Here is a 12,673-nt window from a genome sequence, read left to right as displayed (position 1 = left end):
GCCATGGAACTGATCAAACCCGGCACCAATTTCGATTTCGTTGGCATCCGCTACTATGCGGTCATCGTCTCGACCATCCTCAATCTCGCCGTCGTGCTGTTCTTGATCGCGCGGGGCGGCCCGAACTACGGCGTCGATTTTTCCGGCGGCACGGTTATGCAGGTGAAGTTCAAGACCCCGCCGTCGGTCAGCGATGTGCGTGGTGCCCTGGCGAGCGCTGAATTCGGTGACGTCACGATCCAGGACTTTGGCGCGGCCGGCGAGTTTCTGATCCGCTTGCCGATGACCGGAGAGGAGACGGCGAAGGCGGCGGTGCAAATCACCGACAGTCTCAGTTCCAAATTCGGTCAGGGCCAAGTCGAAGTGCTGCGCGTCGAGTCGGTCGGCCCGCGCGTCGGCAGTGATTTGCGCCGCAAGGCCATCCTGGCGGTGTGCTTCTCGACCATGATGATGGCGTCGTATATCTGGCTTCGCTTTCAGTGGCGCTTCGGCGTCGGTGCCGCGGTGGCGCTGGTGCACGACGTGCTGATCACGCTCGGCGCGCTGGTGGTGATGCACTACGAGATCGATCTGACGATCGTCGCCGCGCTGCTCACGGTGGTCGGCTACTCGGTGCATGACACGGTGATCGTCTCCGACCGCATTCGCGAGAACATGCGCAAGAGTCGGCGCGAGTCGATGGCGCAGATCATCAACAGCTCCATCAACGAAACACTCAGCCGTACCATCCTGACTTCGGGCACGGCGTTGCTGGTGACGTTGGCGCTCTACTTCCTCGGCGGCAGCGTCATCAACGGCTTCGCCTTTGCGCTGGTGATCGGCTTCATCACCGGAACGTACTCATCGATCTTCATCGCCAGCCCGATCGTGCTGGCATTCGAGCGCGCCCCCGCTGGACGAGGGAAGCGGTAGTCGTTCAAATGTACGCGGCGGCGCTGCTCGGCTCCGACTCCCTCTCCCTTTGGGCGACGGCGGGGGTGAGGGTATGTGAGCACCGGCGCTGCTTTGCTTCCTTCACCCTAACCGTCTCCCCGGGGGCCCCGAGGGAGAGGGAACCTAAATTGGAAGGCTGATGCCGGCCCGGCGCTGGATGCTCGTTCCGCGCCGGCCCGAGCCGGAAGCGGAGTTGTGCGGCGCGCTGGGCGTGTCGCCGCTGCTGGCGCGCCTGCTGGTCAACCGCGACGTGATCACACCCGAAGCGGCGAGCGCGTTTCTCACTTCTAAGCTGGCCGAGCATCTGCGCTCGCCGATGCTGTTCCGCGACATGGGACGCGCCGCCGAGCGCGTCGTTGCCGCCGTGAACGCTAGCGAACGCATCGGCATCTACGGTGACTACGACGTCGATGGCATCAGCGGTAGCGCGATCCTGGTCACCTTCCTGCGCGCGCTCGGTCACGAGCCGGTGCTGCATATCCCCCATCGCTTGAATGATGGCTACGGCGTGACCGAGCCCGGCGTGCGCCGCTTGGCCGAGCAGGGCGCGCGCGTGATGATCACCGTCGACTGCGGTGGCGTTGCGCACCGAGAGCTAGCGCTCGCACGCGAGTTAGGGATGGACGCGATCGTGTGCGATCACCACCAAGTGTCGGGCACGCCGCTGCCGGCGCACGCGGTGTTGAATCCGATCGAACCCGACAGCGGCTTTCCATTCGCCGGGCTGTGTGGCGCGGGCGTTGCCTTCTATCTTGCGCTCGGTGTGCGGATGCGTCTGCGTGAGTCCGGTGCCGCAGTCCCGGACCTGCGCCGCTATCTCGATTTGGTGACGCTCGGGACCATCGCCGACATCGTTCCGATCGTCGAAGAAAACCGCGTCTTGGTGAAGCATGGGCTGCGTGAGCTGACGCAGTCCGTGCGGCCGGGCATCATTGCGTTGAAGACGGTGAGCGGCGTGGCGGATGTCACGACCGGCACAGTGGGCTTTCGGCTCGCGCCGCGGCTCAACGCCGGCGGACGACTCGCCGACGCGACGCGCTCGGTGGAATTGCTCACCACCACGGACAAGGCGCGGGCCGAACAACTGGCGCAAGAACTCGATCAAGAGAACCGCGCACGGCAGACCATCGAGGTCGAGATCCTCAACGACGCGATCGCGCAGGTCGAGGCGACCCCCGACTTCGCCGAGCGTCGCAGCATCGTGCTGGCATCGGAAGACTGGCACCCCGGCGTGATCGGCATCGTCGCGTCGCGCTTGGTCGAGCGTTACTACCGGCCGACGATCCTGATCGCGGTGAATCTCGACACCGGCATCGGGCGCGGCTCAGGCCGCAGCATCCGCGGCTTCAATTTGCACGAAGCCATGGGCGCCTGCCGCGAGGTCTTGGAAGGATTCGGCGGTCATCGCATGGCCGCGGGGTTGAGCATTCGCGCCGAGCAGGTCGACGACTTCGCCGGGTTGTTCGAGGAGGCGGTGCGCGCGCGCACCCGCGCCGAGCAGTTCGTGCCGGAGACCACCGTCGATGCCGAACTCTCGTTTCGCGATATCGATCAGCCCTTGATGGACGATCTCGATCGACTCGAACCATTCGGCATGGGCAACCCCGAGCCGATCTTTTGCACGCGCGGCGCGACGGTGGCCTCGCGCAAGATCGTCGGCGAGAACCATTTGCGGCTCTACCTCAAACACGACGGCCGCGGCATTGGTGCGATCGGTTTCGGAATGGCCGACCGCGACGTGCCAGAAGGCGCGACCGTCGATCTTCTGTACTCACCGCAGCAAGACGAGTGGAACGGCGAGACGCGCTTGCAGTTGCGACTGCGCGATATACGGCTCGCGCGGGACTCGAACGGATAGGCAGGCAAGCCGAAGCGTCGGCGCGGTGCGTAGCGGGCGCACACTTGCGAATTCCCGGAGTCCGTTCCAGGATCGGCGGTAGCGCACTGTCCCTATGCGTATTCCACAACACCTTCTGCTCGGCGCAGCTATGGTGTGCGCCTCCATGACGACTGCCCACGCGTCCACAGAACCGAAGCTTGAGTGCCCGCCAATCAGCGACGCCGACGCCTCGAATACCTCGACGACTGCTGGGCGGGCCGTGTCGGTGAACGACATCCCAGTGGCCCACACCCCGCCGAGCGGCTACGGAGACAAGTTTCCCAAGCCGGTTCTTGCCACGTGCACCGAGCCGATCGTGAAGGGCGCGCCCGATCTGCGCGGGCTCTGGCGGACGCTGCGCGCCGAGTGGGCCGACGAGACTTCCTCCAAGCCTTCCTCTAGGCTTTTTTCGATCGTACGGTTTCTCTTCTGGAAGACGCTGGGCGTCGAGCGGGTTCGCAAGCCCGTGCCAGCGGGTCACCCTATCTACGCCTACGTGGAGCGCATCGAGCAGTGTGGCAACCGAATCGTTGACATCGGGGGCGGGACGATTGCCGACGCGCGGGCCGACGGCACCGAGGAGAACGGCATCCACGATGTGTCCGCATTCGACTTCAAGACCCCGATCAACGTGGCCGCCACGTATGAGAATGGTGTGTTCGTGTTGCGACCGCCACGCTTCCCCATTGAGATCACACGCAGACTCGATGCCGACGGCCACATGCTGTGGCATCGTCCGGACCTCGGCGACCTCATGGTGACGCTTGAACGTATCGGCGGCCCCTGCGACACCCCGCCCGGCACACAATGGGCACGCTGAACTTCCGTTCAGCACTTGTCGAAGACACGAACCGGAGTGTCGAAGAACCGTGAAGGCGGCGAATCGTGCCGCCTTGCGGCACGGTCGTCCGTTGACCGAGTGCTCCGGAGGCGATCGCCCTTGAGTTGAGTTCGCGCGTGCGCGATAAGCGCTCAAGTTCTGGAAAGGAAAACCCAATGTTCAGTGAGTGCTCGCGCCCGACGACGAGAGCGCTGCTAGTGATCCTGGTGGTGAGCCTTTCCACGCTCGCAAGCATCGCCTGGGCGGAGAATTCACAATTCCCGTTCGGATGCGCGGTGCGAGAGGGCTCCGTCACTGTCACGGGCGGCAAGGTCTGGTACGAAATTGTTGGTGACGGCGATGCGACGCCGCTGATCGTACTGCATGGCGGCCCAGGATTCACGCATGACTACCTGGAACCGATTGGCGTGTTGTGCCACGAAAGACCGGTGGTCTTCTACGACCAACTCGGCTCGGGAAAATCAGATCACCCGGATGACAAGTCGCTGTGGACGATCGACCGCTTCGTCGAGGAGCTCGCAGAACTTCGCAGTGCGCTCGGATTGAAGCGCGCGCATATTCTCGGGCAGTCGTGGGGCTCGATGCTGCTGACCGACTATGCACTCACGCAGCCCGATGGTGTCGTGAGTCTGATCTTCTCCAACCCATTGTGCTCGTTCCCCGAATGGTCGCGCGACGCGGCCACCTATCGCAAGGAACTTCCCGCCGCTACGCGCGCCACCCTGGACCGTCACGAAGCGGGCGGATACACCCAGTGCCCCGAATACCAGAGCGCCGTCCTCGAGTATTACAAGCGGCATGTGTGCAGGCTTGCGGTGTGGCCCGACGCCCTCGAACGCGCGTTCGCTGGAGCCAACGAAGCGGTCTACGTCACGATGCAGGGTCCCAACGAGTTCACCTGCACCGGAAACCTGAAAGACTGGGACCAGACCGCGCGCCTGAAGGAAATCAAATCTCCTGCCCTCTACATCGCGGGGCGCTTCGACGAGACCAGCCCGCGTGCGACCGCGTTGTGCCACAACGCGCTGCCGGGGTCAGAGATGGTGATCTTCGAGAAGAGTGCCCACACGCCGTTCTTCGAAGAGTCGGACAAATACCTCAAGGTGGTACGCGATTTCATTCATCGCGCGGAACAGCGTGCGGCGGCACCTTGAGCGGTGCTCGTCGCGGAGAGATAAATCGTAAGCGTGCGAGCAACGTGAGCAATCGCATCTCGCCCAGCAAGCCGCCGATCGCACAGGATGGCGTCGGAGCTACGGATCACGATCGAGACTCACCGGTCACGGCACGCAGGCGGACCCCTCACGTCAGCCTACGTCCGTTAACCATCGAGCAGTGGCACGACGCGCTTGCGGAACACTTCCAGTTGAGCGCACTCGTCGGCGAGCGCCCACAGAACGACGCGATGCGCGCCGGCATGCGCGTACGCCTTCCGGCGCGAGTAAGAGCTGAGCCGTCTGGGCCGTCGTTGTTTCGTACTGGAAAAACGACGCTGCTTGAGGATACAAGAGCCGCGGCTGTGTCTGTACGGGGTCGTGGTGGCGCATGGGTGCGGTCGCAGTCGGTTCGAGTCGATCTGCAGGAGGAAGGAATGATTCAACTGCGCGTGGCTCTGATTGCCCTGACGCTGGCTCTCGGCACTCCGTTGCTCGCACACGGCGCGTCGGCACCCTACCTGGTCAAGGACATCAATCCGCAACCGAGCGGGATCGGCGTGGCGGATACCGGGGCGGTCGGTGACACGGTATTCTTCGCCGGCAACGACGGTGTGCACGGCGTCGAGCTGTGGAAGAGCGACGGCACCGCGCAAGGCACGGTGCTCGTCAAAGACATCAACCCCAATGGCGAATCGAGGCCTAGTGGGTTCATCAACGTGAACGGCACCCTCTTCTTCAGCGCCACGGTGGACGCAACGCACGTGGGTTTGTGGAAGAGCGACGGCACGAGCAACGGTACGGTGCTAGTGAAGACGATCATTCCGAACAGCCTCACCAACGTCAACGGGGTGCTGTACTTCAGTGGCAGCGACGGCGTGAGCGGCAACGAGTTGTGGAAGAGCGACGGCACTGAAGCCGGAACCGTTCTAGTGAAAGATATCGTGCCCGGTGGGCTAGGTTCGTTCCCTTCGGGTCTCGTCAACGTCGGCGGAGCGCTCTTGTTCGTGGCGCGTGTCGGCACCGGCTTTGGTCTGTGGAAGAGCGACGGCACCGACGCCGGTACTGTACTTCTGCAGAGCTTCCCGCCGAACCTGCTTCGAGTGGGACCAAGCGGTCTGAGTGCGGCGGGCAACTTGCTCTTTTTTCAGACGTTGGGGGCGAACGGTTCGACCTTCGACTTGTGGGTGAGCGACGGCACCACCGGCGGTACCAACGCGATTGCGAATTTCCCTCTCTTCCCAATTGCCTACGGAGCGGGCGCTGTCGGTAGTACTTTCTTCTTCAGCGCGGCGGTTGACCAGACGACATCGGGCCTGTGGAAGAGTGACGGTACGACCACCGGCACGGTGGTGGTGAAGAGCTTCGCCCAAAGCCCATTCGCGTTTACGGACGTAAACGGCACGCTGTTCTTCGCGGCGTTTAGCGCGACGGGCTCCGATTTGTGGAAGAGCGACGGGACGGAAGCCGGGACCATCCCCCTCACTAATCACGGATCCATTCAATCTAGCGCTGCCGGCTCGTTCTCGAAATTGGGCAGCACGGTATTCTTTGTGAACAGCGACAGCACGCACGGGACCGAGCTGTGGAAGAGCGATGGGACCGTGAACGGAACCGTATTGGTGAAAGACATCTATCCCGGCGCGGCGAACTCCAACCCGTCCAATCTCATCGTTGCCAATGGTCGGCTGTTCTTTGCCGCGACCGATCCGCTGAGCGCCACGGAGCTGTGGACGAGCGACGGAACGGATGCCGGCACGCATCTGGTCAAGGATGTCTATCCCGGAACGGCCGACAGTATTCCGGACTCGCTCACGAACTTCGCGGGCAAACTTTTCTTCTCGGCTAGGAACGCCGGCGACGCCAGTCAACGTGTCCCCGAGTACGATCTATGGACGAGCGACGGCAGCGATGCCGGCACGATGCAAGTCAAGGACATCCAGCCGCCGAATACCTCACCACCTGCGGGATTGACGGTATTCAACGGAGCGCTGTTTTTTTCCGCGATCGAATTCACCCACGGCCGCGAGTTGTGGAAGAGCGACGGCACGGAAGCGGGTACGACGTTGGTGAAGGATATTCGTCCCGGAACGGTCGACTCTGCACCGATCAGCTTCACCATTGCCGGGGGTTGGCTGTTCTTCTACGCCAACGATCAGGTCCACGGTTACGAACTGTGGAAGACCGATGGCACGACCGACGGCACAGTCCTGGTGAAAGATATCCATCCGGGTTCCTCCGGCAGTAACGACAATCCGTCCTTTCCGCCCGTCATGGCCGCCGTCGGCAATCTCCTCTACTTCACAGCGGATGATGGCACCACCGGCATTGAGCTCTGGAGGAGCGACGGGACGGATGCGGGAACGATTCAAGTCAAGGACATTGCTCCGGGCTCTTTGGCGTCGATTCCGAAGAATTTTGTTCCGATCGGCACGACGCTCTTCTTCACCACCGTGGCCACCTTCAACGGCGGTTTCGGCAGAGACCTGTGGAAGAGCGACGGCACGCCTGCCGGCACCGTCTTGGTGAAAGACATTCACCCGGGTGGTAGCGGCGGCGGGGTTGCCGAGCTTGTCAATTTGAACGGCACGCTGCTCTTCACGGCGAACGACGGAATCAACGGCAGCGAGCTGTGGCGCAGCAATGGGACTGACGCCGGCACGACGATGGTGAAGGATATTGCTCCGGGCGCCACTGGATCGAATCCAACGGGTTTCACGAACGTCAACGGCACGCTCTTCTTCTCGGCCAACGACGGCACCACCGGGATCGAGCTGTGGAAGAGTGACGGGACCTCTACCGGCACGGTGCTGGTGAAGGATATCAATCCAGGGGCGGGTCACTCATTTCCGTCATCTCTGACCAATGTGAGTGGCACACTCTACTTTGACGCCAACGATGGCGTGCACGGCACACAACTGTGGCGCAGCGACGGCACCGACGCTGGCACTGTGCCTATCGCGGCGATCGCCGGGTACAACTTCAGGGTGTCCGCCAATCATCTCTTCTTCGTCGTGAACGACGGGATTCACGGTATCGAGCTGTGGGCCATCGATCTGAGCGTGCCGGATGCGCCGACGGCCACACCAACCCAGACTCCTACGCCGACGCGAACTCCCACAGGCATGGTGATCGCGACGCCGACAGTAACTACGACCGGCTTGGCCTCCTTCACCTCGTCGCCGACCGCGACCACAGCCGGTGCTGGGGCAACGCCGACCGCGACGCCCACGACCCCGGGCGCCTCACCGACGCCGACCACGACTGGTGGTCCGGCGTGCGTTGGCGATTGCGGTCATGACGGCGCGGTCACGGTTGAAGAACTGGTGCTGGGCGTCAACATCGCGCTCGGAACGGTGCCACTGGAGAACTGTCCCGAGTTCGACGGGGATCAGAGCGGCGACGTGACGGTCGATGAACTAGTGGTCGGCGTCAACAACGCGCTCGGCGAGTGCGCGTGACGTGCGATGCTGATGGATGACGCCTCGGACTGCTCACTCGGGTAGGTCGAAGGCATTCTGGATCAGCTCGCAGGTGACGCGATCTCCTTCCCACCAGACGCCGACCACATCGAAGCGTGCGTCACGATCGTGCAACGCGTGCTCGCTGAGATAGTATCTGGCGGCTCGCGCCAGTTGGCCTTGCTTGCGGCGGTCGACGGCGTCGAGTGGGCTTCCAAAACCTTCTTGCGTACGGGTCTTCACCTCGACGAAGACGACGGTAGTGCCGTCGAGGGCGACGATGTCAACTTCGCCGGCGGCGCAGCGGTAGTTGCGTTGCAAGATCCGATAGCGATGCCGGCGCAGGAACTTTTCCGCCGCGCGTTCGCCCTCGGCACCGAGTATCTGGCGGTCGTCGGGCATGCAGCGAACGATACGGCACAGCGAAGTCGCGGCGCAACCACCGCAGCGTTTCGCTCAGCGCGGCCGCTGTGCCATAGAAAACGTGATGGGCGATGGCGCGCGGTGCGTTCGAGACTATTTCGTCGGCGGTAGTGGCGGCATCGGTGCGAGTGGCACCGGCTTTTCGCCGGGCTCCGTCGCGAGGCTGCGTTCGCGCTGGCGCAGCCGCAGCACCTCGCGCCGCAGCGCGCGCATTTCTTCGTTGAGCTTCTTCTGTTCCTTGCGCACGCGGTCTTGCTCGCGCTCGAGTCGTTCGTGTTCGGTTTTGATGGTCGCCTTCTCGTCGGTGGTCGACGCAGCCGTCGCGATGCCGCAACCCGCCGCCAACACTAGTGCGAGCGCCAATCGAGTCATGTGGTCACCCCCATCACGAGGGGCGCAGTAGCAGGACACGGAGAGACCGGCAACCATGCAGGCAGCGGATCCAAGCAATGTGGGTCGCATTCATCGCCGGCGTTGGCGCGGCGGTGTCGTTGCGGGCGGGATGGTGTGGCTCGCGCTCGCGGTCGCCGCGTGGTGGATGCGGCAGCCGCTGCTGACCGCGGTCGGGGCGTATCTCGTCGTCGACGAGCCGCGTGATCGCGCCGAAGCCATCGTCGTGGTGTCAGGCTCGGTGCCCGACCGGATGCTCGAAGCCGTCGAGCTGTATCGCGGCGGCTTGGCGCCAGCCATCGTGCTGACGCGTGAAGACGAGGCGCCTGGTGTGGCGGCAGCACGCGCCCGTGGCGTCGAGGTCCCCGATCGTCACGATGTGAATGTTTCCGTGGCGACCCAGTTCGGCGTGCCGGCAAGCGCGATTGTCACCGCACCGGGCCATGCGACGAGCACGCGCAGCGAAGCAGAAATCGCCGTGGCGTTCCTGCGCCACGCCGGCATTCACCGCGTGCTGCTGGTGACGTCGAAGCTGCACGCGCGCCGAGCCGGAATGATTTTTCGCTCGGTGGCCGGCAACAGTGTGCAGTTCACCGTCTGTGCGTCGCCCTTCGACACCTACGATCCCGCCACCTGGTGGCATCACCGCGCCTTCGTCCGGCGAGTGATCTTCGAGTATCAGAAGCTGCTCCTGTGGAAGGTGTGGGAGCAATGGCGCGTCGCGCCGTGAACGGCGACGTTTGATTCGGTGTTGGACGCGAAGGGGAGGAATGGAAATGCGCGAGCGGAGAGTTGGACTAGCGACAATCGGGGCGATGCTGTTGGCGGGATGTTCTGCGTCACCGCCAGTGCCACAGATAGCGCCGATACCGGACCCCGCGTTTCAGTCGGCGGGCGCAGCGGCTGAGGAGCTGGGTGGAGATTTGGGCGAGACCGTTGTGAAGGCCACGGCGATCGTCGAACACGTCGATCCCAAGACGCGTCACGTGACCCTCAAGCGGCCGGACGGCTCGACGTTCACAACAGCGGTTGGTGACGACGTGCGGAATCTCGATCAGGTCAAAAGCGGCGACGAAGTCGCCGTTACCTACTACGAATCGATCGCGTACCAGGTCAAGCCGGCGGGCGGCGCGCAGCCAGGAGCCGCATTGGGCGTGGAGGTTGACCGAGCGCAACTCGGCGACAGACCCGCCGGCGCGATTGCGCGTGTCGCGACCGTCACCGGAACGATCAAGGAAATCAACGAGCGGCTGGGGATGATTGTGTTGCAGGGTCCGGCAGGGAAGCTGATGCCCGTGAAGGTCCGCAATCCCGAGCGACTGGTTCTGCTGAGCGTCGGTGATCTGGTCGAACTCACCTACACCGAAGCGGTGGCGATTGCGGTCGAGCCCCGTGCGCGGCCGTAGCGCGGAAATGGTTAGCCCCGTCATGCCGGCGAAAGCCGGAGGGTTGTGACTCCTGGATTCCGACTTTCGAGACCGTCGATGCTCTCGCGTACACGCCCTTCGAGACGCCGCCAGAATAAGGCGGCCTCTGCTCATGAACCGGTTCGTGGAGGGCGCCGCGTCGTCGGCGCCGCCATTGGCGAAGAAGCGGTCGCGACGACGCGCGACCTTCCAGTCACTCTCTCTCTCGCCGGTATGGCGATCGGGGATATCGTTCCTCCTTCGTGCGAAGCCGCCGCTGCCTTTGACAAGTGCCGACCGCTAGCGCTAGTCGGGCACCCATGAAAGGTGAATTCGATCGCACGCCCGGCGCGCAAATCTGAACTGTCTCTGACGCACTCGCCCGTCGATCCCGCGGCCGTCGGGGCGTGGTGGCGACTGCTCAACGAAACTGGCGACGTGTTTTACGTCCACGATCTCGACGGGCGGTTGCTGGCGGTCAATCCGGCCTTCTATCGTGCTACGGGGTACACGGAAGCCGATCTGCCACGACTGAATATCAGCGACCTGCTCACACCGGAAGATTTCGCCGCCAACGGGGCGCGCATCGCGTCGTTTCTTGCCGGCGGCGAGTTACAGTTCCCGGTGGAGATGGCGATTCGTCGCAAGGACGGATCGTTGAGCTATGCCGAGTTCGTGCCGGCGGTCATCGACGGCCAAGACGGCCTGCCGTTGATCGTCGGCGTTGCGCGCGACGTGAGCGCTCGCACGATGGCTGATGCCGAGCTGCGCGAAGCCGCCGCGTTTCAGGCCACCTTGGCGGAGGTATCGCTGGCGCTGCATGCGGCGCAGACGCTGGACGAGCTATGTCTCCTGATTTGCTCCCAGGGGCGCCGCTTGCTCGGCGTCAGCGCCGCACGCCTCTTTCTCGTGCGCGAGACCGGCCTGGTTCCGGTCGCCAGCGAAGGCGCCACGGCGTTCCTGTCGCAGGAGCACTATCCGCTCGATCGTGGCGGATCGCTGGTGATCACGCTGCGCACGGGCACGACGATGGCCGTCGACAGCAACGGGGAGCCGAACGTGCCACCGACGGTGTTGCTCCTGCCGCTCAACGGACGGCGAGGGCCGCTAGGTGTGCTGGCGCTGCACGAACCGCACACGCCCGGATGCCTCGATGATCGCCTGAGCCAACGAGCGGAAATTCTCGCCATGCAAGCGGCGGTCGCGGTGGAGAACGCGCAACTGATCGAGGAACTGCGGCGCGCCGATCGGCTCAAGAGTGATTTTCTCGCGTCGGTGTCGCACGACTTGCGCACGCCGCTGAATGTCATCATCGGCTATACCGATTTGCAGATCGAGGGCGTGCTCGGACCCGTCACTGCCGAGCAGCTCGACGCCTTGCGACGCATGCGCTCGACGTCGTTGAGCTTGGCCGCATTGATCAACGCGACGCTCGACCTCAACCGATTGGAGGCGGGCCGCTCGCTGATCGAGTCGGTGCCGGTGAGTCTCGATCAGTTGTGGGCTGAGCTGCTGCTCGAGTTTGAAGAGTATCCGGATTGGGGACAGGTACCACTGCGCTGGCAGGCCGACGCGGTGCCGGGGTTTTGCAGCGATCCGGAGAAGTTGAAGCTCATCGTGCGCAATCTCGTCAGCAACGCGCTCAAGTTCACTCGCGCGGGCACGATCACCATCACGATTGGCTACGATGCGGCCGCGCGGCGGCTGGAGTTAACAGTGGCCGACAGCGGGCCCGGCATCGCCGCCGAGGACCTCCCGCAGATCTTCGGCATGTTCCGCCAAGGCGCACACGCGCGCGGCGGCGTCGGACTCGGGCTCTACTTGGTGAAGCGCGTGGTCGAGTTGCTCGGTGGTGAGATCAACGTGACCAGCCGAATCGGCGTCGGCTCGACCTTTCGCGTGGCGTTGCCCGCAGATCCCGCACGATGACCACGACCGATGTCGTTCCCATCTTCTTGCGCGTGGCGCGCCGCGACATCGCGTTCATCAAGTTCGTGTTCGAGTCCTACGAAGACGTCGCGATCGTGCGCACGGTCGATCGCAAGACCGCGGTGATCGTCGTCCTCGCGGTGCCGGACGCCGTGGAGCACACCCGCGCGATCCTCGCGTCGCTCGACTGTGTGTGGCAAGAAGTCCCGCCCCCGACCGAGAGCGACGACTGGCTGTTCACCGGCAGCGAGTAGTCG

The 12,673-nt window shown here is 63.7% G+C and carries 11 protein-coding genes; 9 read left to right on the top strand and 2 right to left on the bottom strand.

Going from position 1 to position 12,673, the window contains the following annotated elements:
• Positions 1-3: 3 nt before the first annotated feature.
• The 5 genes from secF (at position 4) to HYR72_25570 (ending at position 8,268) form a co-directional block, all read left to right on the top strand.
• Positions 4-912: a protein translocase subunit SecF gene (gene secF, locus HYR72_25590; GenBank protein ID MBI1818369.1), complete on the top strand. Its 909-nt coding sequence runs from the start codon at positions 4-6 to the stop codon at positions 910-912.
• A 160-nt stretch (positions 913-1,072) separates the two neighbouring features.
• Positions 1,073-2,791 carry a single-stranded-DNA-specific exonuclease RecJ gene (gene recJ / locus HYR72_25585; protein MBI1818368.1) on the top strand — a complete coding sequence of 573 codons (1,719 nt, stop codon included), beginning with the start codon at positions 1,073-1,075 and terminating at the stop codon, positions 2,789-2,791.
• A gap of 145 nt (positions 2,792-2,936) precedes the next feature.
• Positions 2,937-3,632: a hypothetical protein gene (locus tag HYR72_25580; GenBank protein MBI1818367.1), complete on the top strand. Its 696-nt coding sequence runs from the start codon at positions 2,937-2,939 to the stop codon at positions 3,630-3,632.
• A 176-nt stretch (positions 3,633-3,808) separates the two neighbouring features.
• On the top strand, positions 3,809-4,807 hold the full coding sequence (locus tag HYR72_25575) for a proline iminopeptidase-family hydrolase (protein MBI1818366.1): 999 nt from the start codon (positions 3,809-3,811) through the stop codon (positions 4,805-4,807).
• Between the two features lie 437 nt (positions 4,808-5,244).
• Positions 5,245-8,268 (top strand): hypothetical protein, encoded by a 3,024-nt coding sequence (locus tag HYR72_25570; GenBank protein MBI1818365.1) that lies wholly within the window; start codon positions 5,245-5,247, stop codon positions 8,266-8,268.
• A gap of 33 nt (positions 8,269-8,301) precedes the next feature.
• Here the strand turns inward: HYR72_25570 and HYR72_25565 are convergent, their stop codons facing one another.
• Both HYR72_25565 and HYR72_25560 read right to left on the bottom strand, forming a co-directional pair.
• Positions 8,302-8,670, bottom strand: a complete 369-nt coding sequence (locus tag HYR72_25565) for a YraN family protein (protein MBI1818364.1) — start codon at positions 8,668-8,670, stop codon at positions 8,302-8,304.
• Positions 8,671-8,784: 114 nt separating this feature from the next.
• On the bottom strand, positions 8,785-9,063 hold the full coding sequence (locus HYR72_25560; protein MBI1818363.1) for a hypothetical protein: 279 nt from the start codon (positions 9,061-9,063) through the stop codon (positions 8,785-8,787).
• A 55-nt stretch (positions 9,064-9,118) separates the two neighbouring features.
• Between HYR72_25560 and HYR72_25555 the strand changes: the two genes are divergently transcribed.
• From HYR72_25555 to HYR72_25540, 4 genes are all read left to right on the top strand, one after another.
• Positions 9,119-9,811, top strand: a complete 693-nt coding sequence (locus tag HYR72_25555) for a YdcF family protein (GenBank protein ID MBI1818362.1) — start codon at positions 9,119-9,121, stop codon at positions 9,809-9,811.
• A 46-nt stretch (positions 9,812-9,857) separates the two neighbouring features.
• Positions 9,858-10,487 (top strand): hypothetical protein, encoded by a 630-nt coding sequence (locus HYR72_25550; protein MBI1818361.1) that lies wholly within the window; start codon positions 9,858-9,860, stop codon positions 10,485-10,487.
• Positions 10,488-10,814: 327 nt separating this feature from the next.
• Positions 10,815-12,416, top strand: a complete 1,602-nt coding sequence (locus HYR72_25545) for a PAS domain S-box protein (GenBank protein ID MBI1818360.1) — start codon at positions 10,815-10,817, stop codon at positions 12,414-12,416.
• On the top strand, positions 12,413-12,670 hold the full coding sequence (locus HYR72_25540) for a DUF4911 domain-containing protein (GenBank protein ID MBI1818359.1): 258 nt from the start codon (positions 12,413-12,415) through the stop codon (positions 12,668-12,670). Before HYR72_25545 ends, HYR72_25540 begins: the two co-directional genes overlap by 4 nt.
• The last annotated feature ends 3 nt before the right edge of the window (positions 12,671-12,673 follow it).

Source organism: Deltaproteobacteria bacterium (assembly GCA_016178705.1).
GTDB lineage: Bacteria > Desulfobacterota > Binatia > HRBIN30 > JACQVA1 > JACOST01.
Note: the sequence above shows the minus strand (reverse complement) of the source record. Positions and strands in the feature narration are given on the sequence as shown.

What these genes read in the sequence shown, in the direction of transcription:
- secF (MBI1818369.1), top strand. Translation starts at nt 4, where the DNA reads ATGGAACTGATCAAACCCGGCACCAATTTCGATTTCGTTGGCATCCGC.
- recJ (MBI1818368.1), top strand. Translation starts at nt 1,073, where the DNA reads ATGCCGGCCCGGCGCTGGATGCTCGTTCCGCGCCGGCCCGAGCCGGAA.
- HYR72_25580 (MBI1818367.1), top strand. Translation starts at nt 2,937, where the DNA reads ATGACGACTGCCCACGCGTCCACAGAACCGAAGCTTGAGTGCCCGCCA.
- HYR72_25575 (MBI1818366.1), top strand. Translation starts at nt 3,809, where the DNA reads ATGTTCAGTGAGTGCTCGCGCCCGACGACGAGAGCGCTGCTAGTGATC.
- HYR72_25570 (MBI1818365.1), top strand. Translation starts at nt 5,245, where the DNA reads ATGATTCAACTGCGCGTGGCTCTGATTGCCCTGACGCTGGCTCTCGGC.
- HYR72_25565 (MBI1818364.1), bottom strand. Translation starts at nt 8,670, where the DNA reads ATGCCCGACGACCGCCAGATACTCGGTGCCGAGGGCGAACGCGCGGCG.
- HYR72_25560 (MBI1818363.1), bottom strand. Translation starts at nt 9,063, where the DNA reads ATGACTCGATTGGCGCTCGCACTAGTGTTGGCGGCGGGTTGCGGCATC.
- HYR72_25555 (MBI1818362.1), top strand. Translation starts at nt 9,119, where the DNA reads ATGCAGGCAGCGGATCCAAGCAATGTGGGTCGCATTCATCGCCGGCGT.
- HYR72_25550 (MBI1818361.1), top strand. Translation starts at nt 9,858, where the DNA reads ATGCGCGAGCGGAGAGTTGGACTAGCGACAATCGGGGCGATGCTGTTG.
- HYR72_25540 (MBI1818359.1), top strand. Translation starts at nt 12,413, where the DNA reads ATGACCACGACCGATGTCGTTCCCATCTTCTTGCGCGTGGCGCGCCGC.